The sequence below is a fragment of the Cerasibacillus sp. JNUCC 74 genome (genome assembly GCF_053667775.1).
This window is the reverse complement of record NZ_CM132207.1, coordinates 1,563,995-1,586,110: the sequence shown is the minus strand read 5'-3', so window position 1 is coordinate 1,586,110 and position 22,116 is coordinate 1,563,995. Positions and strand designations below refer to the sequence as shown.

16 protein-coding genes are annotated in these 22,116 nt (G+C 34.5%); 6 read left to right on the top strand and 10 right to left on the bottom strand.

Going from position 1 to position 22,116, the window contains the following annotated elements:
* Nucleotides 1-120 precede the first annotated feature (120 nt).
* Genes JNUCC74_RS06925 through JNUCC74_RS06915 form a run of 3 tightly spaced genes read right to left on the bottom strand, consistent with a single transcriptional unit; the run spans nucleotide 121 to nucleotide 4,132 of the window.
* The gene (locus JNUCC74_RS06925; protein WP_454067436.1) at nucleotides 121-1,965 is read right to left on the bottom strand and encodes an LTA synthase family protein; all 1,845 of its coding nucleotides are present in this window, start codon (nucleotides 1,963-1,965) and stop codon (nucleotides 121-123) included.
* The gene (locus JNUCC74_RS06920; protein ID WP_454067435.1) at nucleotides 1,962-3,572 is read right to left on the bottom strand and encodes an aminotransferase class V-fold PLP-dependent enzyme; all 1,611 of its coding nucleotides are present in this window, start codon (nucleotides 3,570-3,572) and stop codon (nucleotides 1,962-1,964) included. The genes JNUCC74_RS06925 and JNUCC74_RS06920 overlap by 4 nt, the downstream gene beginning before the upstream one ends.
* A complete protein-coding gene (locus JNUCC74_RS06915; RefSeq protein WP_454067434.1) occupies nucleotides 3,569-4,132 on the bottom strand; it encodes a glycerol-3-phosphate acyltransferase in 564 nt (187 codons plus the stop codon). The genes JNUCC74_RS06920 and JNUCC74_RS06915 overlap by 4 nt, the downstream gene beginning before the upstream one ends.
* Before the next feature lie 195 nt (nucleotides 4,133-4,327).
* Here JNUCC74_RS06915 and JNUCC74_RS06910 point away from each other — a divergent pair, with 195 nt between their 5' ends.
* Nucleotides 4,328-5,170: an aldo/keto reductase gene (locus JNUCC74_RS06910; protein ID WP_454067433.1), complete on the top strand. Its 843-nt coding sequence runs from the start codon at nucleotides 4,328-4,330 to the stop codon at nucleotides 5,168-5,170.
* 655 nt (nucleotides 5,171-5,825) lie between these two features.
* On the opposite strand, the gene JNUCC74_RS06905 is transcribed toward JNUCC74_RS06910, so the two are convergent.
* The 3 genes from JNUCC74_RS06905 to JNUCC74_RS06895 all read right to left on the bottom strand — a co-directional run bounded on the left by JNUCC74_RS06905 (nucleotide 5,826) and on the right by JNUCC74_RS06895 (nucleotide 9,848).
* Nucleotides 5,826-6,518 carry an OmpA family protein gene (locus tag JNUCC74_RS06905; RefSeq protein WP_454067432.1) on the bottom strand — a complete coding sequence of 231 codons (693 nt, stop codon included), beginning with the start codon at nucleotides 6,516-6,518 and terminating at the stop codon, nucleotides 5,826-5,828.
* The gene (locus JNUCC74_RS06900) at nucleotides 6,508-8,337 is read right to left on the bottom strand and encodes a MotA/TolQ/ExbB proton channel family protein (RefSeq protein WP_454067431.1); all 1,830 of its coding nucleotides are present in this window, start codon (nucleotides 8,335-8,337) and stop codon (nucleotides 6,508-6,510) included. The genes JNUCC74_RS06905 and JNUCC74_RS06900 overlap by 11 nt, the downstream gene beginning before the upstream one ends.
* Before the next feature lie 704 nt (nucleotides 8,338-9,041).
* Nucleotides 9,042-9,848 (bottom strand): YihY/virulence factor BrkB family protein, encoded by an 807-nt coding sequence (locus JNUCC74_RS06895; protein ID WP_454067430.1) that lies wholly within the window; start codon nucleotides 9,846-9,848, stop codon nucleotides 9,042-9,044.
* A gap of 1,191 nt (nucleotides 9,849-11,039) precedes the next feature.
* Between JNUCC74_RS06895 and JNUCC74_RS06890 the strand changes: the two genes are divergently transcribed.
* The 3 genes from JNUCC74_RS06890 to JNUCC74_RS06880 are packed head-to-tail and all read left to right on the top strand — an operon-like array spanning nucleotide 11,040 to nucleotide 14,212.
* Nucleotides 11,040-12,443 (top strand): PTS transporter subunit EIIC, encoded by a 1,404-nt coding sequence (locus tag JNUCC74_RS06890; protein ID WP_454067429.1) that lies wholly within the window; start codon nucleotides 11,040-11,042, stop codon nucleotides 12,441-12,443.
* A gap of 28 nt (nucleotides 12,444-12,471) precedes the next feature.
* On the top strand, nucleotides 12,472-13,518 hold the full coding sequence (locus tag JNUCC74_RS06885) for an ADP-ribosylglycohydrolase family protein (protein WP_454067428.1): 1,047 nt from the start codon (nucleotides 12,472-12,474) through the stop codon (nucleotides 13,516-13,518).
* Nucleotides 13,499-14,212, top strand: a complete 714-nt coding sequence (locus JNUCC74_RS06880; RefSeq protein WP_454067427.1) for a GntR family transcriptional regulator — start codon at nucleotides 13,499-13,501, stop codon at nucleotides 14,210-14,212. Before JNUCC74_RS06885 ends, JNUCC74_RS06880 begins: the two co-directional genes overlap by 20 nt.
* 864 nt (nucleotides 14,213-15,076) lie before the next feature.
* Here the strand turns inward: JNUCC74_RS06880 and JNUCC74_RS06875 are convergent.
* From JNUCC74_RS06875 to JNUCC74_RS06860, 4 genes are all read right to left on the bottom strand, one after another.
* Nucleotides 15,077-15,397, bottom strand: a complete 321-nt coding sequence (locus JNUCC74_RS06875) for a M56 family metallopeptidase (protein ID WP_454067426.1) — start codon at nucleotides 15,395-15,397, stop codon at nucleotides 15,077-15,079.
* Between the two features lie 206 nt (nucleotides 15,398-15,603).
* The gene (locus JNUCC74_RS06870) at nucleotides 15,604-15,741 is read right to left on the bottom strand and encodes a winged helix-turn-helix domain-containing protein (RefSeq protein WP_454067425.1); all 138 of its coding nucleotides are present in this window, start codon (nucleotides 15,739-15,741) and stop codon (nucleotides 15,604-15,606) included.
* Nucleotides 15,693-15,824: a hypothetical protein gene (locus tag JNUCC74_RS06865; protein WP_454067424.1), complete on the bottom strand. Its 132-nt coding sequence runs from the start codon at nucleotides 15,822-15,824 to the stop codon at nucleotides 15,693-15,695. Before JNUCC74_RS06865 ends, JNUCC74_RS06870 begins: the two co-directional genes overlap by 49 nt.
* Before the next feature lie 802 nt (nucleotides 15,825-16,626).
* Nucleotides 16,627-17,541, bottom strand: a complete 915-nt coding sequence (locus JNUCC74_RS06860; protein ID WP_454067423.1) for a DUF4349 domain-containing protein — start codon at nucleotides 17,539-17,541, stop codon at nucleotides 16,627-16,629.
* Nucleotides 17,542-17,804: 263 nt separating this feature from the next.
* On the opposite strand from JNUCC74_RS06860, the gene JNUCC74_RS06855 reads away from it, so the two are divergent.
* Both JNUCC74_RS06855 and JNUCC74_RS06850 read left to right on the top strand, forming a co-directional pair.
* On the top strand, nucleotides 17,805-19,439 hold the full coding sequence (locus JNUCC74_RS06855; protein WP_454067422.1) for a M4 family metallopeptidase: 1,635 nt from the start codon (nucleotides 17,805-17,807) through the stop codon (nucleotides 19,437-19,439).
* A gap of 667 nt (nucleotides 19,440-20,106) precedes the next feature.
* Nucleotides 20,107-21,705, top strand: coding sequence for a M4 family metallopeptidase (locus JNUCC74_RS06850; RefSeq protein WP_454067851.1), 1,599 nt, complete (start codon nucleotides 20,107-20,109; stop codon nucleotides 21,703-21,705).
* The last annotated feature ends 411 nt before the right edge of the window (nucleotides 21,706-22,116 follow it).

Sequence of the window (22,116 nt, the reverse complement as noted above, 5' to 3'; positions counted from 1 at the left end):
TGAAAACAACAAATATCCGTGAAAGCTTTCCTTCCCACGGATATTTGTTGAAGTAATCGTACTGTTCGTATCTCTCACTCTGCTAGTCTAATTTTTTCTACACATTTGCCCTACAGCCCATTAATAAGGGATAAAGCGAAAAAGATCGCCTAAAATAAGCTCATCAGAAGTTTGTAACTCCTTTCGCGCTTTCTTTAAATATTTCTCACATTTAGTTGTATCCACTGTTTCCCCTGACTTTTTGTCATAGCAGCTCCCGCCTATATATGCATAATCAATCGTAACAATACTTCCATTTCTGAAAATAACCGGGTCTTTATCGTCTTTCGTAAACAGATTTTGACTAAAGTTGATAAACTGATCATCACGTATTCCCATAAGCTCTAAAATAGTAGCATAGATATCGATCGTGCCACCAACAGTGTTGACTATTTTTCCCTGCTCACCAGGTACATGAATAATTACTGGTAATCGTTGCAGTTGAAGATGGTTCAGTGGTGTATCTTGCCGTTCTAACAGTTCGTACACCCCTTTTTCGTATTTTTGAGAGATTCCGTAATGATCCCCGTAAATAACGAATATCGAATCCTCATACAGTCCTTTTTCTTTTACCAGTTCAAAAAATCTTCGTAATGCAGCATCTTCATAATTAACAGTAGTCACATATCGGTTGACCACTTCGACAGAAGTATCAGCAGGGCGAATAGTTTGATCCTCTTCATCCAGTAAAAATGGAAAATGATTAGTCAATGTAAGAAAGTTTGCCATATAAGGTTCAGGTAACGTCTTTAATTTATTCATGGATTGTTCAAAAAAAGGAATGTCTTTAATCCCGTAATTAACGGAGTTTTCATCTGTTACATGATAATCCTTTTTGGAAAAAAACCGTTTATACCCTAATGTCTCATACATCTCCTCACGGTTCCAAAACGTAGCGTCATTTCCATGAAAGCTAGCGGCAGTATAATTTCTTTTATTTGCTAATATTTTCGGAAGGGAATAGAATTCATTCGTTGATCGACGCACAAAAACAGAACCACTGGGCAATGGATATAAGCCCGTGTTAATCATGAATTCTGCATCTGAAGTTTTCCCTTGTGCAGCTTGATCATAAATATTAGTAAAATAATAGCTGTTTTTAATGAAATCATTTAAAAATGGAGTAATCTCTTCCCCATTTATTTTCTGGTTAATCACAAAGTTTTGTGTCGATTCCAAACTAATCAAGACAAGATTTTTTCCTTTTGCTATGCCAAACTCCTCATGTGCTCTAGTTGGTTTGCGTCGCACATTACTTGTTATTTCTTCCACATCCGTTTCATCTGCTAACACTTTCATGATGGGCGCTTTTAGCCCATCTATCATATTCACAATTTGATAATTATACAAGCCCAACGATTGTACAAGTTCTTTTCGATCATAGCCTGTTTCTAGCAAATACGGATTTTTAGTCAGTGCTAATACAAAGGTTAAAACTACTAATGTCATGCTGATAATTGTATATTTCTTTTTATTTGGTACAGGCTGCTTCTGTTTCGTTTTTTTTATTCTAATCACGACTAAACCAAGAATAATTAGATCAAGAAAAAGCAGCAGATCAAACGGCGAAACTAATTCAGCAGTACTTGGCCCCAGCCCCCCGACATTATGTAACTGCAGAAAAACGGAAACCGTTACAAAATCAATATAAAAGCGATAATATAATAAATTTGCATATACAAGTCCAATCATTAGTAAATAAATAATCAGCATTGTCACTGGCGGCACTTGTTTTTTAAAGAGAAAACCAAATCCGAGTATTATCATAATGATTCCAAGCGGACTTATTACTATTAATACAATATCAACCCATGAATGAATGGGTAATTGAAAGCTGATAAAAGAAATCGCAACCGTCTTTATCCATAAGAGTATAACTAAAGTAGCGATAAAATGTTTTTTTAAAAAATGAATTCCTTTTTTCATTTATTTTGTACCTTCTTCATTAAAAACTGCTTATAGTGGTCAGCTATTATGGAAACTCCCTGCATAATATCAATCGGCTTCAGATTCCCCATGAACGCTATTTGAATCCAATTACGCTTTAATAAATAAATGCTTTCATAGCTAATGTGAACCCCTTTTTCTTTCAAGAAATCGCCAAACTTCCTTGAATCAATATCCTGCTCTAAACAGATTGTCATAATTCCCGGAGAGTAGTTGTTTCCAGTTAGTACATGCATCCCTGCTGCTTTAAATGTTTGACAAATAGATAGATATATATCCGCTATTTCAGGTTTTGAATATTGTAATGCAGCAGCTAATGCAAACAATCCATTTGAAGAATGTGTAAATGGAATACTGCGATTAATTTGATATTTTCCTACATCTAAATAGCTTGGGATTTTTTCATTTGGCACTAATTTTTCTTCGTGAAATACGATAGCAAGTCCAGGGTAAGAGGCTAATCCCTTACCACTTACCGTGCTTGCTAAATAAACGGATTGTAAATTCACAGGAATAACCCCCACCGTACTGCATGCATCGATACATAAACGAACAGCAAACGTTTTACAAATCTGTTTTAATTGCTGTAATGGATAAACATAACCTGTTGATGTTTCACAGTGCACCGTCCAAAGCCAACCAATCTCAGGATTTCTCTTTAACACCACTTCTACTTCTTTTAAAGAAATGGGCTCATTCCACTGCTTATGAATGACGTGATAGGAAAGACCCCATCTGTTAGCATGATCCATTAACCGTTCGCCAAATTCTCCGTTTGCAAGAATCAAACCCGGAGAAGAATGTGTTGATATTTGAGCAGCCACCATTTCATTAGCAAGTGTTCCCGTACCCACTGCAATTTCAGCATAATTTGCTTTCGTAAGTTTACATAGACGTTGTTGAATGTCATCCATCACTTCGTGCACTTTATCTGCGCGATGAGAAATCGGCGCCTTTTTCCAAGCAATACTTACGTCATCCGCAATTTCTACAGGTCCGGGCAAAAAATTATAATGGTTATGTTTTTCTTGTTTTTTGAGCATTCTTTTGAAAAGCTTCGAAGCACGCTCAAAATTTTCCTTTGTTAAATACATTGGTTGATATGGTGCTTCTTCAGTACCTACTACTGGACCAATTGCTTCAAAACCAAGATGTTTATACAACTTTGTTTGCCGCAGCGTACCGGAAATAACAGCCAGATTAAACCCCTGTTTTAAGCAATAAGCTACTAATTTTTCACATAAACCGTAAAAAATTCGACCTCCGCGATGTTGTTTTTTAATCGAAAGTAATCGAATTTCACATGGTACCGCATCATCAGGTAAATACTGATCCAGATTGGCTAATTTTTGATCTAAAGAAAAAGGTCTTTCGCCATTCACTGTGAGCATGCCAATTACTTCCTCTTCCCGCTTGGCAATTACATATGTATTTTTACTGTCAAACCGGTCTACTAGTCTATGTTTTTCGTTTGCTTCGTGTTGTGGTATTTCTTCAACAAATGTCTCGTAATTTAAATGATAAATTTGTTCAAATTCTGCTTGTTGATCCGCTATTTTATAGATTACAGGTAAATATTGGTTCATGTTTGATCCCCATTTCTATGCAAAATTACAATGATAAACAGCATGATAAAGAAGATTATTGCTAATATTACATCCTTGTAAAAAAACAATAATATTATTGGCATACTAGTAAAACTGCTCATCGTGACGATCGTAAGCTTTTTTATAATCGGATACGCTATTAAAATAATAACACCGGAGATAATTAAAGCTAGTGGTGCGACAATTAATGAAGCCGCTAAGTAAACAACCACTCCTTTACCACCACGAAAATGAAGTTGAATAGGCCATACATGTCCTAGTAAAATAGCAAATGTCATGCATCCAAGCACAACTCCATTGCTATGAAACAGATAAAATGCAAACAACAGCGGTATAATGGTTTTTAAGACATCAATAATTACTGTAAATATAAATGCTGATTTGCCAAATACTCTCCCAGCGTTTCTTGCTCCAGCATTAGAACTGCCTAACTCCCTTATATCCTGTCTGTAATATAGCTTTCCTAGATAATAAGCCCCATTTATACAGCCACATAAATAGGATAGTACGATTAATATAAAATCATTCAGAGGATTCACCCCATCTAAACAAAGTTTACAAAAGATAAAACTATTTATTTTAACATTATAAACCAATTTGTGAATTTCAATGAAGAATAATTTTTATTTTCCCAAGATTTTAGTTAAAATTAGCGACGTTTAGTAAGTAGGATTTGGCTTTTTCCCTATTTCATTGTACGCTTAAAGTGTAACGTTATAAAAGGAGGTTATGATATGGTGGAGACCATACCAGAAATTACATTATATGATGGTTTAACAGTTCCAGCTATCGGTTTTGGCACATACAAATTAAATGGAAATGAAGGGGCTAATGCGATAGCAAACGCCATAAATATCGGTTATCGACTAATTGACACTGCCTATAACTATGAGAATGAAGGGGCAGTCGGTCAAGCAATCAAACGCAGTTCAGTTCGCCGAGAAGATTTACTGGTTACTTCAAAACTTCCAGGTCGTTATCAAGCGTATGACAAGGCCATAACCGCTATTCAAGAATCATTATATCGAGCTAGATTGAGTTATTTTGATTTATATTTAATTCATTGGCCAAACCCAAAGCAAGATATGTATGTAGAAGCATGGCAGGCCTTAATTGATGCAAAAAAATGGGGACTTATTCGCTCAATTGGAGTATGTAATTTCCTGCCGGAGCACTTAGAGCGTTTAAAAACAGAAACGGGAGTAAAACCTAGTATTAATCAAATCGAATTACACCCATTTTTCAACCAAGCGGAGCAGCGAAAGTGGCATGCAATTCATCATATTCAGACTCAATCTTGGAGTCCGTTAGCTCGTGCAAATGAAATATTGAACAATGAAACGATTGTAAACATTACTCGTCAGCATAACAAGACAGTTTCGCAAATTATTTTACGCTGGCATTATCAACTTGGATCTATTGCAATTCCTAAATCATCTTCCTACGAGCGTCAATTGGAGAATATTTCAATTTTTGACTTCTCTTTAACTGAAACAGAAATGAACGCCATCTCCAAATTAACGAAACCGAATGGCAGAATAAAAAATCTAGACCCTGCAATATATGAGGAATTTTAAAACGTTTTGATCAACCAAACAAAACGTTATACATGAAATGTACAGATTAGAAAAACTTAGCTTATCGCCAAGCTTTTATGCGAAAGCTATCGTTTTTCTTAAAAGCCTACAGTTTTATATTTTCCTATAGTGGAACAACAAGAGATGCCCGTTTACGATGTGCAAACGGGAGAACTTTCTGATGAGATAAGGTGAAAATTTATTCAAGGAGCGCTTTTCCTCTCGAAGTGGAACAAAGGCTAATAACTCGGCGTCCTTGAAAAAAAGCTTTTCTGCATACGATGTACCGCTCCCGACGTATTCCTTGTCCTTGAAAAATTGCGGTGTATTGCTGCCGTAGCAACTCTGTCCTTGAAAAAATGCGATGCTTATTAGGAGTCATTTCTTTCATAAGATGGCAAACGGATTTTTCAACTAAGAGCAAAACAGCTCCTTAGATTCTGGATACAGAAAACATGCCTCTAAACAGGGGGAAGCCGCGCCTAAACGGCAAGCCCACTTTTAGTCGGCCTTCCTTAGATTCGGCCGATCTTAAACGATTACTGAGAAAGAAGATGAAGTCTCGGCTAGACGAAGCTACTTTTAAAAAATCTATCCACAATGGAAACGGATATAAATAAAGGCGCTGCTTAAGTACTAGCCCCTTTATGTTTGTTTATGATCCTAGAATTTCTCGTGTTTTATCTAGTATTTCTTCATCCTTTAAGCGAAATTTAAATTCAACCCTTCTGGAATCTTTGGCGCTGTACTTGCCACCTTCATCTGTTCTCACATCTGAAAATGATTTACTGTTAACAGTTAGTTTATTTTCTAAATGCTGTTGAATATGTTTATATGGAAACTGTTCACTTAAAAGATAATCTGCAACACTATATGCTCTATCCTGAGCTAATTTTAAATTGTACAAATAAGATCCATCCCGATCTGTATGCCCTTCAATAATAATCTCTGCCACATACGCTTCATACCCTTCCTGCAGGAGAATGTCTAAATATTTGGGTACAAATTCATTTAAAAAAGTAAAGGAATCTGTCTTCAATTCTGCTTTATCATACTCGAACAAAATCTCCGTATTAAAAATGATCGCCCCAGTTTTTTCATCCACCTCAACCCCTAAGTTAGATCCGCTAAATTCTTTTTTTAAATCATTTACCAGCTTTGCTCTTACCCCCATAATTTGATCTAAGGTCCGCTTCATTTCTTCAATTTGCAACGATTTAATAATCATCATTGCGACAAAAATAAGAATAAAGCATAGTAATATAGTCGTTAATAAATCTGTAAAAGAGGGCCAAAAATGTCCTTCATCCCGATCCTGCTTAAAAAGTCGCTGGTATTTAGAATTCATTTTGATTCAACCTTATTTGATTATTTTGCGTGTAAGTTCGCTGTGATAAAGCAGCTAAATGTTGATTTAAAATTTGAATTTCTCGACCGAGTTCTTGTAATATTTGCTGGATAAACCTTTCTTGACTTTGTTGGCTGTTTTCTGCGTTTCGTCGTAATTGATAAAACTCCGTGCGCAACCCATCATTAATCTCTCTTAGATAGGATTGGATAGATTGGGCAACGTGCTCAAGCTTTTGACCGAGAGATCCTTCTAAATTGTTTACATAATTCGTTAATGCATCTTTTAAAACATGAAGTTGATTTTCCAAATGAGTATCTTGTTGTTTAAAAATTTGATTCATTTCTGTCATTGTTGTGTTGATCTCTTGAATAAACTGGCTGTTTTTCATTGCCATTTGTTCATATGTACCAGTTGCATCCTTCATTTGCTTTTCAAACGATAACATGTTCGTTGCATGTGATTTTAAATGATGGTGAAAGGTACGATTAAATTCCTTTAAATCTTGAAAGCGATCCGTTAATAGATGTTTATATTCAGCTTGTGTTTGATTAATCACATCAAGAGCTTCCGGAAGCTTTATCAACGAATTCCCCATATGATCGAATACACCAGAAAGTTCATGCAACTGGGAAATAATTCCTGTTAACTTCGTGGAAATACCTGTTCCAAATACCGTTTTAAATTCTCTATTTTGTTTCTCTATTTGCTTAACGAGATCTTTGCTTTGTGCCTGTATATTTGTAAATACAGCTTTTAGGGCTGCTTGTTCATTCAATAAAGAAGTAGTGAACTGTTTGATTTCATCCACCGATGATTCAAATTGTCGCAATATATCAAGCTGTGTTCCAGCCTGTTCTTTGGCCTTTTCAAACGTATTTTCTAAGGCTTGCATCATTCGTTCATTTCTTTTATCCATTCGTTTAAAGTAAGTAAACAGTGTAGCGAAATTATCGTTTAATCGATTCGTACCAGTTGCAATATCTTCCGTTACACTTTTCATATTATGAAACAATTGCTGGAAGTCTTTAAGATTGGTTGCGAGTCCATCGTTAAAGGATGCCAAATCTTTAGCTGATTGTTGAAGACCAGTTGTATAGTCTTGAAATCCTTTAAAAGCAAATACAATTGTCTGAAAGGATTGCTCACTTGTCTCTGTCAAATGTAAGATGGATTCATGAATGGTTTCCGATACAGTAATCAAGCGGTTCAGGCCATTTTCTTGTGTGCCTTCCAACTTTGTTTCCGTCATTAGCATAATATCTGTTAGCATAAATTCCGTATTTAACACTTTCATCAATATTGTCATAATTAAAGAAAATCCCATTCCTGCAATACTTGTGTAAAAAGCAACATCAATTCCTGTTAATACATTTGCCACTCCCTCGACTATCTCATTTCCTTCTAAATTAATACTACCTAGTGAGGAAGTTAACCCGATAAACGTTCCGAGTACACCGAGAAGAATAAATACGGAAACGGTCATTTGAATCATCTTGATTAAACTGATAATTGGTATATGGAACATACGGAAGCTTGCAAACTTTTCTTGCACAAACGTTTCCACCTTTACCGTTTCTTGTTGCTGTTGAATTTCATATTGTTCTTTAAATGATAAGACTGGTTCAATATCCATACGCCCAGTATTCTTTAAATAGTTTCTAATATGTTTGAGCTTACGAAATATAGTTAAGTGGACAATTAACGCTAAAACAAAAGCAGAAAATAAAATAATAAAAATAAGCTCCACAATTGGATTAGCCAAAATCGCTTCTGCTTTTTGTTCGGTTGTAAATAATTTAAGAATGGATTCAACCACTTGTTTTCCCCCTATAAATAGCTTGAAGAGGATGTTCAAAAAGTCCGGTAGAAATAATTAGTGGAATTGATTATACGTTAAAAAGGATATTAACGCTGAAATAAAAAAATGAGTAGGGAGCTTTATTATTCCATGTATAAATGCTGAATTCTGTATGCAAAGTTTTTTCTACATAAAGGATGGAGCAAATTTTAGCTTAGTAGTTATTTCCACGTTGTAATATTTTTGGACTTACGTATAAGTGAACTGGTCGATCTTTCGCACCGATGTCTTAGCACCAGCTACGTTTTTCTTTAAATGCCATCCCCTATTTTTAACTGCATAGCCTGCACTACTCAAAACTACGTCGTCTCGAACTTTGGCGCATAAGACATGCCCGTGTCAGCTTTTGTAACAGAAGAAGGTAAACTTCAACCGTGCCACATCGTGATTTTTTTAAGACGTTGCGATTTTTATACCCGACCCATCTCAGTCTGTTATCCACTTTTTGAACACACACTTTAAGTTAATATTTCGTAAAGGCTTGACTCACTACTTTATAGCTATTCAGGGCATGGCTAAATCATGAATAAATATTATCAAAAAGATGGAGATGCGTTTTGCAATTTATAAACATCTATTTTCCTAATAACTCTATGTTTTTAAAAAGCAGGTTACATGTTACTAAGGAAATTTGTGGTAGTACCTAGTCGTAGTTAGATTTATCATTGATCGATTGGCGAAATAATCGTATTTAATAATCCTCCGACGATGATAATCATTGCGGAAAGATAAAACCAAAGCATTAAAACAACAATACCACCTAACTGACCATAAAAGGCAGAGTAGTTATTAAAACTAACAAAGGAGGCAAATTGTAAAGAAACAAACTGCCAACCGATTGTTGCAAAAATAGCACCCGGAAGAACATTTTTTACCTTTAATTTAACGTTCGGGGAAAAATAATACAATCCAATTAAAAAAATAACGATAAATATACTGCCGATCCCCCATTGAAAAAAAGTCCAAAAGCTTTGAAAACTTTGCACAGTAAAAACGTCATCTAAATAGTCTCTGATCATTCTTTCGATCACAGGTATAATAACAGAAAACAAGATTACAATCATAAATCCAATTGTAAGCAATACTCCTTCTATCGCTTGTTTGAACAAGCTTTTTTTGGTTTCAATATTATAAGCAATGTTAAGTATTCGCTTCATCGATTGAAATCCCATTGAAGCAAGCCAAACAGAAGTAATAAAGCTGTATGACAATAAATTTTGCTTTTGATGTACTAAAAAGTAAGAAATCGTATTTTCAATTAGTCGATATGTTGCTTCCGGAGCAAATGGTTGAACTAATTCTAAAATATAATCTTCATTTAATGGCAAATACGGCAGTAAAGAATAGATCGCTACCAGAAATGGAAAAACAGATAGCAAAAAATAATAAGCCATCTGTGCAGAAAGATCATATACTTTAAACGTTAGGTATCGATTAAACAACTGACGTAGGATCATAAAAGCAGACATATAAATACTCCTTTTCATTTCGCACCTATATCTATTCATCTTTCCCTCTTTTTCTATGCTTTATTAATGATCATTCAATCGTTTTAAAATGGGGCCCGTCCTTTGATAAGCTTGACATTCCTTCCAGAACAAAAGCTAGAAGCGTATTTGGTCAACCCCGCCAAAAAAGGAGTGAAGCAGCCATTAGAAACTAGGCGTTTGAATCTGATATGGATAAAAATATATACAAAAATCATTCATAAGCACTGAATTATATCATCAATTAACCCCATTAGTATTTCGTAAATGGAATAAGAATACTCAGTTAACAAATTTCAGTGATTTTGAGCCAAAAAGTCAAAACCTGAAGAAAGAGTTCATTTGATAAAAACATACAATTAATCCAAGCAACAATGGCAAAAGCTATTTACGGACTGGATCTTTCTTCAAACTTCTTAATCCAGACATAGGATAATTTCCTTTACATAGTGTATTTTGCATTAGGAAAATACATAATATTGCAACTTGACATGGATCCTCTACGAGCATGAGCTTAAAGGCAAATAGCCAGATGTATCATGAAGTAATTTCGCTTGGAAAGGTTATCTGATTGTCATCTCCCATGAGAAAAGTCACAACGCGAAATACCGTTGCAAAACTACAGCAAAGCAAACTAAAGAATATTACTTGAAGGAAAGGGTTTAAAAACGATGCAAAACTCCATTCAAATAATCACAAATATGACAGATAGAATTTAACCAGTTGCTTTCGTTCTAGCTGAATTAATGAGAGTGGGACATATTTAAAAAATTAACCTGAATGCGAATGTTTACTGGAATAAGGAAGCTTTTTAAAAGAGAAATCGGAAACTAATTCGAATTCTTAATTGAAGAATTTTGATTTTCTTTCACTAAACCACTTTTGTCCAGTCTCATTAGAAAAATTAAAGGAAGTGCACTTAACTTTAAGTTGTCGTCTGATGCAAAGCTCAATGGGATTACAAATTAAGTATAGTTTTAAGGAATTAAAGAAAAAATAGTAGATAAGCTGTTGAAAACAAGAGGTTAGTCCATAGGATTTTTTTTAAAAATAAAATGTAAACCTTTACATTTAAAATAAATTCGTGTATTCTTGATATGAGGATATGACGTTATAACCTCTCGAGATAACAATGATGTTTCTAGTCTAAAAAAATAGAAAGGAGACGTTTTTATGAAAAAAAACAGAGTCTTAGCAAGTCAATTGTTATCACTGATGGGAGGGTCGGACAACATAGTGTCGGTAACGTATTGTGCCACACGATTACGCCCTACATTAAAAGACCGTTCACTAGTTCAAAAGGAAAAAATTGAAGCGTTAGATGGTGTAGCAGGAACTGTTGACAAGGACTTAGGATTTCAAATAGTGATTGGCATCCATGTCGATGAGGTTTATGATGAATTTGTGAAGGTGTGGAAGGCAAATAAGTCAACTGATATGGATAACGATACTGTAGACGTTTCGCATACAGAGAACGAGAAGCGTCATTGGTTTAATGAGTTTATTGCTCTAGTTGTCAGTATTTTTTCACCGTTATTGCCATTATTAGCTGGCTCAGGGTTGCTTCGTGGATTCACGATTTTAGCTAATGAGCTAGGTTGGTTATCGACTGATAGTACAACCAATTTAGTTTTAACTCTTGCAGCGACTTCAGTATTTTACTTCTTGCCATTATTAGTCGCTATTACATCAGCAAAACGATTTGATACAAGTCCATATATTGCGGTTGCTGTAATGGGCGCCTTGATTATGCCTGATTTCATCGACCTAGTACAAGGTGATGGCGGGAATACGATTACATTTTTAGGGCTTTCGATTCCTGTATTTAATTATACTAGTCAAATCATTCCAGCGATCTTAACTACTTGGGTGCAATCAAAAATGGAACATTTTATGAAAATAAAACTACCTAATAGTTTGCATATGATTGTGATCCCTACTATATTATTAGTAATATTAGTTCCAATTGCTGCTGGAATAATTGGACCAATCGGAAATTATTTAAGTATAGGTATTGCCAACCTTGTGAACTGGTTAGCAAATATTAACCAAATCGTTACTGGAGCTATTATAGGCGGAATATGGAATGTTTTAATCATGTTTGGTGTGCATTGGGCACCGAATACGATGGTTATTATACCTGAAATTGCTTCAACAGGTAGTTCTGCTTTTATTGCTTACGGTGCGAATGCGAATTTTGGTATGGCAGGAGCTGCGTTTGCTATCTTCTTACTTAGCCGAAATCGAGAATTGAAGAATTTTTCATTAACTGCAATAACTTCTGTCTTTTTATCCGGGATTGTGGAACCGGCAATTTATGGTTTAGGTGTGAGATTTAAGAGCCCATTAGTAGCTGGTTGTTTAGGTGCTGCTCTTGGTGGTGCGTTCATGGGTGCATTTCATGTAGTAGGTAATGCATTTGTATTTGGCGGGTTAACAACAATTCCTGCATTTGCGGGACCTACATTATGGGCATATGTCATTGGTCTAGCAATTTCCTTTTTTGGGGGTATGTTATTAACAATTATTTTTGGTATTAAGGATCCAAAAGCAGAAATGTCTGCTTCAAAAAAATAGAATACTAATTATAGAAAGGATAATCGAAATGGATTTGAATTTAAAAATACAAGGGATTTTAGGATTGGCAGCAATTGGGGATGCGATGGGAGCAGCAACTGAAAATTTATCGTTTGATCAAATTCGTGCACAATTTGGTACTGTAACTAAGTTTGAAAAACCTGGTGAAACAGCATTTGCACTTGGAAATGAAGCAGGACAAGTAACAGATGATTTTTCCCAAATATATTTTCTGTGCCAAGCTATTTTAGAAAATAATGGTGTTATTGATAAAGATATTGTAATAAAAGCTATTTTAGATTGGTCAGATGTTCCTTGGTATTTTGATCGTTTTGCAGGTCCTACAACTCGGAGTGCAGTGGCAATGTATAAGGACCCTTCATTAAAAATGAAACCGTTACCAGGAGCAGCAACGGTAGACTATGCATCAAAAGCTACAAATGGGGCAGCAATGAAAATTGCACCAGCTGGTATTTTGCATCCTAACGATTTGGAAGGAGCTATTGATGCGGCGATTACAATCACACAAGTAACACATGATAATTCTTTAGCAATTTCTGGTGCTTGTGCGGTAGCTGCTACCACAAGCGCTTCTTTAGCACCTCATGCAACAGTCGATGATGCTTTAAGTGCAGGTTTTTATGGAGCTTTACGTGGTGAAACAAAAGCAAAAATCATTTCTCGTGAAGTAGCAGGTCCAAATGTTGTAGAACGTATCAAATTAGCGTATGATATAGTAAATGGTGTTGGTACAAAAGAAGAAAAATTGCGTCAACTATCACAAGTAGTTGGAAGCGGCTTGCATATTTCAGAAGCCGTACCCTGTGCATTTGGAATTGTTGCTTTAAATAAGGACAATGCCTTGCAAGCAGTGATTGATGCTGTAAATATTGGTTACGATACAGATACGGTTGCAACAATTGTTGGTTCTATGGTTGGTTCATTTGTGGACTTAACTGATTCAAGTTTCCAGTCTTTGTTTGAGACTGTACAACGTGCTAATGATTTTAATTTGGTAGAGTTAGCAAATTTATTAGCAAATGTGGTGATTACTTATGAGGAGAAACAAAATTAAATATTTACAAATTTATGAGGAATTAAAACAACAGATCACCAATGGGGATTATCCCATTGGTGATCTGTTGCCAGCAGAGCCTGACCTACAAAAACAATTTAATGTGAGTCGAATCACTGTGAGACACGCCGTGCAATTGTTGGTAGATGAAGGGTATGTTCAACGAATTCATGGTGTAGGTACGATTGTTCTTAGTCAAAAAAAATCATTGCAATTACAAAAATTATTAAGTTTTTCAGAAGAAAATAATGAGAATTCTTTACAATCATCCTTAATTTCATTTGAAGAGGCCATTCCGGCAAATCCGGTGGTATGTTCACAACTTGATTTGCCAAAAGGAACAATGGTTAGTTGTCATGAACGATTACGCCAATACGACGATATTCCTATAGGCTTTCAACGTGTATATTGTCCTCCATTTCTCTCTTTATCTGCTGAGGAGCTTAGGGCACCGAATGTTTCTTTGTATGAATTGTTCCGCAAAAAAGGATATGAAGTGAAAAAAGCAAAAGAAACAATTGAGTCAGTAGTTGCAAATGAGAAAAAGGCTAAACTTTTGAAAGTACCAAAAAACAGCCCATTATTATATGTTCAACGAATAACTAGAGACCAACAAGATCGATTAATTGAATATGCGGAGTTCTTTTATAGAGGCGATCGATATCGGTACCACGTCGAATTGCAGGTTCCATAAATCAGAGTTGACTGTAACTAGTGATTATAATGTTGAATCTTTTAAAAATTCAGTCCCTTTTTATTAAAATATTGCTAGCACTTATTAATTAAGGTTATTTAACAAAAAATAATGCTCGGCACTTTTTTCCTGTTAGCAACCTGTATTGCTTATTAGATGGTTTATAAAAAATATAAAATAGAGATAAGATAGTAGTAAACAGAGCTAAGAATATACCTATTACCCATTGACTTAAATTCAATTATTTTAATACATATATAACTATCACTAGCATTACATAAAGAAAATAAGGCTATTTCGTTTACAACTTTCTGTAATTATGTGCCAACAAGTTAACACCTGAAGAAAGGTGGCACTATCCTTTGGTGAAATTATAAGTTAACTCATGGCAACAACGGCAAAAGCTGATTTACGGACTGGATCTTTTCTTCAAACTTCCTAATCCAGACATAGGATGGTTTCCAGAGCGCTCTCTTTAACCAACGAGTGATTCGCAGTAAGATTTTTTGCTTTTCTGTGTGCTTTCGCAGGCTAATCACTGCCTTTTCTGGATAAACGGAGGCCATTATCCATGACTACTAGTCGTAAATGCGGCTTTACACCGGCAAACGTTCCTATTTATGGTTGTTTAAATTTAGTGGAAGTGTACTGAATCCACGATTTTTAATGCTCTATGCTTTCTGTTTTTATTTTGTTGTATGACCAAGTTATTTTTGAATATGTAAGCATTTCAAATCGACAGATATAATTAACGCAACGTTAGTGATTTAGCCAAAAAACATATTGCTTCACCATTTAAAATGGAGGAGCGATATGTTGGTATGATTTGTCTAAGACATGGATATGTGTTTTTATACACATAAATTATTCAACGTTGCAATAAGCCCTGATCGCCAGTAGCTTTATCTGGTCAAAGAACAAGTACACACTTAGAGCGATCACAGCAGTTATAATTATACGAGCCAGTTGATTGATTAAAACATCTCGCTTTTTTATATGGATCGCTTCATGTGCCAAAATTGCTTCAACAGCCGACTTAGACAATTTAGCTGTAGCTGTTGTCAACATAATTGTTCCTTTTCCGATATTCATGCCTGTTGCCAACCCGTTATAAACTGGTGAATCAATGAGATACAGCTTTGTCTGTCTTCCTAATACCTGCCCGCGAGAAAATTTCCTGGGCAATAACGTATAGCTCCCCTTCTGTTACCTTTATTGCATCTGATGCAGTGATCAGCAATTGATCCGCTATATACAAGTTAAAAAGTCAATATGTTCTTTCACTTTAAGCTCATTAATATATGCATTTATTAAAATGAATAAAAAGAATGCTGTTATGACAGGAAGAATCATCACCATAAAATAAGATAGTAGTAGCCACGTTTTTATTTTCATTTCACTTCACCGATGAATCGAAATCCTTTCCCCCAAACCGTTTGGATATATGTTGGATTTTTAGCAGAATCGTGAAGTTTCTCTCTTAATGATTTAATATGAACCGCAATCGTATGCTCTCCATCCAATTCCATTGGTTCCAAATGCGGACAAACATATCTCTTATCACACGAGCAATTTCTGCATCATCTTCTACTAGTAAAATAGTTGCTTGCATCCATGTTTCCTCCTGTATAAGTACTATATCACGATAAATTAATCATACCGTAAACTTTATAATTTCTTTATCTTTTCCATCAAAACATTGATTTTTAGCTTTAAAAATACAGGAATTAACCCTTGCTCATTACAGGCGCACTCATTTTTTACCATGATACAATGTAATTACCAATTGTAAACATGTGATCCTACCCAATCCATTTAGTTCCGATCACACTATCATGCTTAAAAAATAGATTACAAGCGGGGTAAAGGCAATCCAAATTATGTGGAATGATAAATAATTCTTTTTATTGTAGGATGTGATAACATAAGAACGGATTGTAAAAAAACTTTCTAACAAGGAGGTTATATATTAGGGGAAAAAGTCTAAAATTTCTTGCTAATACTTTCGTCTATTTAGTCAGTAAAAACTACAAAACTTAACAAATAGTATCATTGGTGATTGGCTGAAAAATTTAGTAATAAACGTAAAGTTCATTTTGTCGGATATCTTATTTTCTTGATTTTACTCGTCCTTTACTATTTCGCTGTGTCGGAAGAATACTTCTTTACATCTATGCGGATATTGATTGGCTTACTCACGGTAGTTAATATTTATCTATTTTTATGTCTTCAAATGATTAAATAAATTAGGTGAAATTACCAGACATGATGAAAAAGTCTACTCATAAGGAATAGACTTTATATTTAATTCGCATATAAAAACTGCAGCCTCTATTTACTTAGTTCATGGTAGTATTATTTATCCATCTAAAGATTTAGGACAAATTGAATTTGTCATTATGTTTTGATTGATGTTATTCCACTGATTGGTTATTACGCCGCTTTTTTCTTATAAAAACAAATATAGATATAATGATCATACCAATTAAAAGGAAAATAGGTATATTGCCAGCAATAAAAACGAAGCTGTTAGAAAGCGCCATCAAAATCATATTCATGCTTTTAAAAAATTGCTGTTCTGTTTTATCCCACGTATTTAGATCATCTTCGCTTTTCATCACCGTATGATTTTCTTGTATCTCGATTGTTATAGTTGCCAAGTCGGCTTTATTTTTTAAATAGTTCATTCGCCCAATAATTTGTTCAATTTCTTCTTGAACATCGGCCAGGTTATCTGAGATATCTAATAAATCTTCTGTTTTATCAGCCTGTTCCATAAATGAGAGCAACCGTTTTTCCACTACTTTTTTTGACTTTAACCGTGCTTCTAAATCAACGAATTCCTCTGTCACATCTTCTCCTGAAACAGAGCTCTCCATCAGTTTTCCTTCTCCTGCCTCCACTTTCTTCATAAACGATTGAAAGTTCTTTTGAGGTATTCTTACTGTTATACTTCCAGTTACATTACCTTTTTCTGAATCTTTATGGCTAGTCGAGTCGACAATATACCCCCCCTGTGCGTCAATTAACTGCTCTAATTGGGTTAGTTTTTGCTTAAAAGATTTCACTTCTAATTGAATCGTTGCTGTATAAATGATTTTCCGACCAGAAGCGGTATAGTTATCAGCAGCTTTTATGTTTTCCCCCGTTTCATTTTGTTCTGAAGCGTCTTCATTCTTACTTAAATCTTCATTTGGTTTAATTGGTGTAGTATTTTCCACATGAATATTTTCTGCCATCTGTTTACTCGTTTCATCCGATTCCGTTTGGTCATTACAGCCTACAAGCACTAACAATATAAATAAAAAACAAAAAGAAAACTTTTTCATCCTATCATCCGCCCCTTGTATATTAATGGTTTACTATACAGACGGATGACTACATAAAACGTTACAATAAAGCAAAATAAACTTTATTCGGTTTCTCTAAATCTTATAAATAGGAGATACGTTTTCTTTGAATTCTTTTTATTTATATAGTTCAATATATTTAAAAAAAACTAAAAAATAAGTCGAAAAGTTCATTGCAAATCAATAAAATCTACGATACTATTAACCCTAATTTAAAATTAATAGAAAAAGGAGAGATTAAATTGCAAAAAAATTGGGTTAAAACTATTGGATTAATTTCAGTGGCTACGAGTTTAGTACTTGGTAATGGACAAATAATAACTGCTGCTGAAGATGAAGATTGGAAGGTTAAACCAAGTGTTGAGACGTTGTGGAAACAAGACCAAAAAGAAAGTACTCCATCATTTATAACCGGGAAACTATCAGAGGAAAAAGTAACCTCAGAAAAAGACATAAGAAAGTTCTTTCAAGCAAATCAAGATTTATTTAAAATGAACCCAACAACAGATTTAGCGTTTGAAGAGACGAATACGGATGAATTAGGAATGACTCACTATACATTTAGACAGAAAATTCAAAATGTTCCTATAGATAATTCGAAAATTGTTGTGCATATAGATAAAAATAAGAAAATTACTGCTGTCAATGGGGATTTTCATCCTGATGCTCCTTCCAAATTAAAAGAGGATCGAAAATTGACAAAGCAGCAGGCACTTCATGCCGCTTGGAAACACATCGATGTTAAACGTAGTACAGCTGATAGAAAAATAAAGTCATTAACTGGCGAAACATTTAATACGCTGAACGAGAATGCTGAATTAGTAGTTCTTGATAATAGTAATTACACATTAGCCTATCGTATTGAACTACAATTTGTCCAACCATCTCCAGCAAATTGGCAAATTTGGGTTAACGCAGAAAATGGAAAAGTAGTAAAAGCAGTCAATCAAGTTCAAGAGGCAGCAAAAATCGGTACGGGGACAGGTACTTTAGGAGATACGAAAAAGTTAAATACGTATCTATATGAAGATAATTATTATTTATATGATACTACTAAAAGAATGGATGGTGTAATAGAGACCTATAATAATCAAGGTCAGTATGGAAATAATCTTCCTGGTGTATACGTAACAGATAAGGATAATACGTTTACAAGTGAATCACAAAAAGCTGCCGTGGATGCTCACTACTATGCAGGAGAAGTATTTGATTATTATTATGATACGTTTGGTCGTGTTAGTTACGATAATAAAGGGGCGAACATTCGATCCACTGTTAACTACGGAAATAATTATAACAATGCTGCATGGGTTGGTAACCAAATGATTTATGGAAATGGAGACGGGAATCAATTCACCTATCTATCAGGAGCAAATGATGTTGTCGCTCATGAATTAACTCATGCCGTGATTCAGGAAACCGCCGATCTAGTATACGAGAATCAGCCAGGTGCTTTAAATGAATCCTTTGCAGATGTTTTTGGTTATTTTGTTGATCCGGAAGACTGGTTATTAGGAGAAGATGTGTATACACCTGGTATTGAAGGAGACGCAATACGTAACTTAGAAAATCCAACAGAATATGGTCAGCCGGATCATATGGATAACTATCAAAATTTACCAAATACTCCTGGTGGAGATTGGGGTGGCGTTCATATAAACAGTGGCATTCCTAATAAAGCAGCATATTATACAATTAATGCAATAGGAATAAAGAAAGCAGAACAAATCTATTACCGTGCATTAACTGTATATCTAACCCCAAATAGTAGTTTTCAAGATGCACGACAATCCCTAATTCAATCTGCACAAGATCTATATGACGAAGCAGTGGCGAATACAGTTGCTAACGCTTGGGATAGAGTTGGTGTAAACTAAACGATAAAGTAAAACTATCCCATCAGTGAAGAGACTTCGTCTCACTGATGGGTAGTTATAATAGCGTCCTAGACTAAAGTAAGAGAATTCATGTCCTCTCCTGACTGCATCTGCACCATCCACTTTGATTTTTCAAGAATTTGTTCAATTTTCTTTAAAGAGCATCATTACATTTTTTAATAAGGATATAGAACAATAACTGACATACTAAATAATTCCTTTTTAGGTAAAATCCACTTTTAATCCTCCATCATACTGCTTAATACACCTTATAAATGCTTTAATCATTCATATTATGTTTTTTAATATAACTCCTAATTATGAATCTATTATCCTATTAAGTAAATTATTTTTCATTTTCATTAAACTTTGATATAGCCAATTTAACCTATAATAAAATAAATGATAGCCTATTATTGGTATATATTACTTAATTACGTTAACAAATTAAAGAATTAAAGTGAACTTATTATTCAAAAAAACTAATCTTTTCTATTAAAAATTAGTTCTATACACTTAAAAAATATGTAAAAATAAGTCGAACGGTTTATTGTATACAGGTGAAATATATGATATATTTTTCCCACAATTTAGTTCCAATAATTACCAAAGAAAAGGAGAGATTGAATTGCAAAAAAAATGGGTTAAAGCAATTGGATTAATTTCCATGGCAACGACTCTAGCAGTTAGTAATGGACAAGTAGTAAGTGCTGCTGCTGGTGATCAAGCTTGGAAGGTTAAGTCAAATGTTGATACGTTGTGGGAACAAGACCAAAAAGAAAGCACTCCTTCGTTTATTAATGGAGAACTTACAGAACAAAAAGTGACCAAAGAGAAAGACGTAAAAAAGTTTTTTCAAGCAAATCAAGATTTATTTAAAATGGATCCCAAAACAGATTTAACGCTTGAAGAGACGAATAAGGACAAATTAGGAATGACTCACTATATTTATCAACCTAAAATTCAGAACATTCCAATAGACGGTTCAAAGATTGTTGTCCATGTAGATAAAAACAAAAAAATTAGTGCCGTCAATGGGGATTTTCATCCTGATGCTCCTTCCAAATTAAAAGAGGATCGAAAATTGACAAAGCAGCAAGCACTTCATGCCGCCTGGAAACACATTAAAGTTAAACGTAGTGCAGCTGATAAAAAGGTGAATTCATTAACTGGCGAAACATTTAATACGCTGAGCGAAAATGCCAAATTAGTAGTTTTTGATAAAAATGGGAATTATACATTAGCCTATCGTATTGAACTACAATTTGTTCAACCATATCCAGCGAATTGGAAAATTTGGGTTAACGCAGAAAATGGAAAAATACTAAAAGCAGTCAATCAAGTTCATGAGGCAGCAGAAACTGGTGAGGGAACAGGTACTTTAGGAGATACGAAAAAGTTAAATACGTATCTATATCAAGGCAATTATTATTTATATGATACTACTAAAAGAATGAATGGTGTAATAGAGACCTATAATAATCAAGGTCAATATGATGATAGTCTTCCAGGTATTTATGTAACAGATAGGGATAATAAGTTTACAAGTGAATCACAAAAAGCAGCCGTAGATGCTCACTACTATGCAGGAGAAGTATTTGATTATTATTATAATACGTTTGGTCGTGTTAGTTATGATAATAAAGGAGCAACCATTCGTTCTACTGTTAACTACGGAAATAATTATAACAATGCTGCATGGGTTGGTAACCAAATGATTTATGGAAATGGAGACGGAAGAGAATTTACCTATCTATCAGGAGCAAATGATGTTGTCGCTCATGAATTAACACATCCCGTGATTCAAGAAACAGCCAATCTAGCATACGAGAACCAACCGGGTGCTTTAAATGAATCGTTTGCAGATGTTTTTGGATTCTTTGTTGATGAAGACTGGTTAATGGGTGAAGATGTGTATACACCTGGTATTGAAGGAGACGGTCTTCGTAGCTTATCTAATCCACCAATGTATCATCAACCTGACCATATGGATAATTACCGTTATCTACCAAATACTCTCCAAGGCGATTGGGGTGGTGTCCATATAAACAGTGGAATCCCTAATAAAGCAGCATATTATACAATTAATGCAATAGGAATAAGTAAAGCCGAACAAATCTATTATCGTGCATTAACTGTTTATTTAACACCAAATAGTGATTTTGCAGATGCAAGACAAGCCTTAATTCAATCGGCACAAGATCTCTATAACCAAGACATAGCCAATGCAGTTGCCAACGCTTGGAATAGAGTTGGTGTAAACTAAACTCTAAAATAAACTAACCATCCGAGGAGAATTACATCTCCTCGGGTGGTTAGTTAAAATTATTAATTTCACTGAACTTTAAAGTAAGAGAACTGCATGTTATTCACTTCCCAGCAAAGATAGTATTAATAACAATTCTCTCATTTTAACCCTCATTGTTACTCCTAATAATATCTGTAGGTTTTTCACTATTTTTTCTATATAACGTTTGTCTTCACCTTATAACACAGATTAGAAAAATCTCTATCATCTAACAATACAATTAAAACTAGTTTTCAATAATACTATGTTGGCTAAACCGTAACCTCAATTAAAAACATTAAAGTCAACTTCAATCGAATAACTACTTGTCTCTCAAACCAACGTATGTACAATTCTTAATGACATCCGCCCGGTGCACAAAATAGAAAA

Excerpts from the sequence above, each read along its gene's own strand:
- JNUCC74_RS06925 (WP_454067436.1), bottom strand. The coding sequence starts at position 1,965 with ATGAAAAAAGGAATTCATTTTTTAAAAAAACATTTTATCGCTACTTTA.
- JNUCC74_RS06920 (WP_454067435.1), bottom strand. The coding sequence starts at position 3,572 with ATGAACCAATATTTACCTGTAATCTATAAAATAGCGGATCAACAAGCA.
- JNUCC74_RS06910 (WP_454067433.1), top strand. The coding sequence starts at position 4,328 with ATGGTGGAGACCATACCAGAAATTACATTATATGATGGTTTAACAGTT.
- JNUCC74_RS06905 (WP_454067432.1), bottom strand. The coding sequence starts at position 6,518 with ATGAATTCTAAATACCAGCGACTTTTTAAGCAGGATCGGGATGAAGGA.
- JNUCC74_RS06895 (WP_454067430.1), bottom strand. The coding sequence starts at position 9,848 with ATGTCTGCTTTTATGATCCTACGTCAGTTGTTTAATCGATACCTAACG.
- JNUCC74_RS06890 (WP_454067429.1), top strand. The coding sequence starts at position 11,040 with ATGAAAAAAAACAGAGTCTTAGCAAGTCAATTGTTATCACTGATGGGA.
- JNUCC74_RS06885 (WP_454067428.1), top strand. The coding sequence starts at position 12,472 with ATGGATTTGAATTTAAAAATACAAGGGATTTTAGGATTGGCAGCAATT.
- JNUCC74_RS06880 (WP_454067427.1), top strand. The coding sequence starts at position 13,499 with ATGAGGAGAAACAAAATTAAATATTTACAAATTTATGAGGAATTAAAA.
- JNUCC74_RS06870 (WP_454067425.1), bottom strand. The coding sequence starts at position 15,741 with ATGGAATTGGATGGAGAGCATACGATTGCGGTTCATATTAAATCATTA.
- JNUCC74_RS06865 (WP_454067424.1), bottom strand. The coding sequence starts at position 15,824 with ATGCAAGCAACTATTTTACTAGTAGAAGATGATGCAGAAATTGCTCGT.
- JNUCC74_RS06860 (WP_454067423.1), bottom strand. The coding sequence starts at position 17,541 with ATGAAAAAGTTTTCTTTTTGTTTTTTATTTATATTGTTAGTGCTTGTA.
- JNUCC74_RS06850 (WP_454067851.1), top strand. The coding sequence starts at position 20,107 with ATGGCAACGACTCTAGCAGTTAGTAATGGACAAGTAGTAAGTGCTGCT.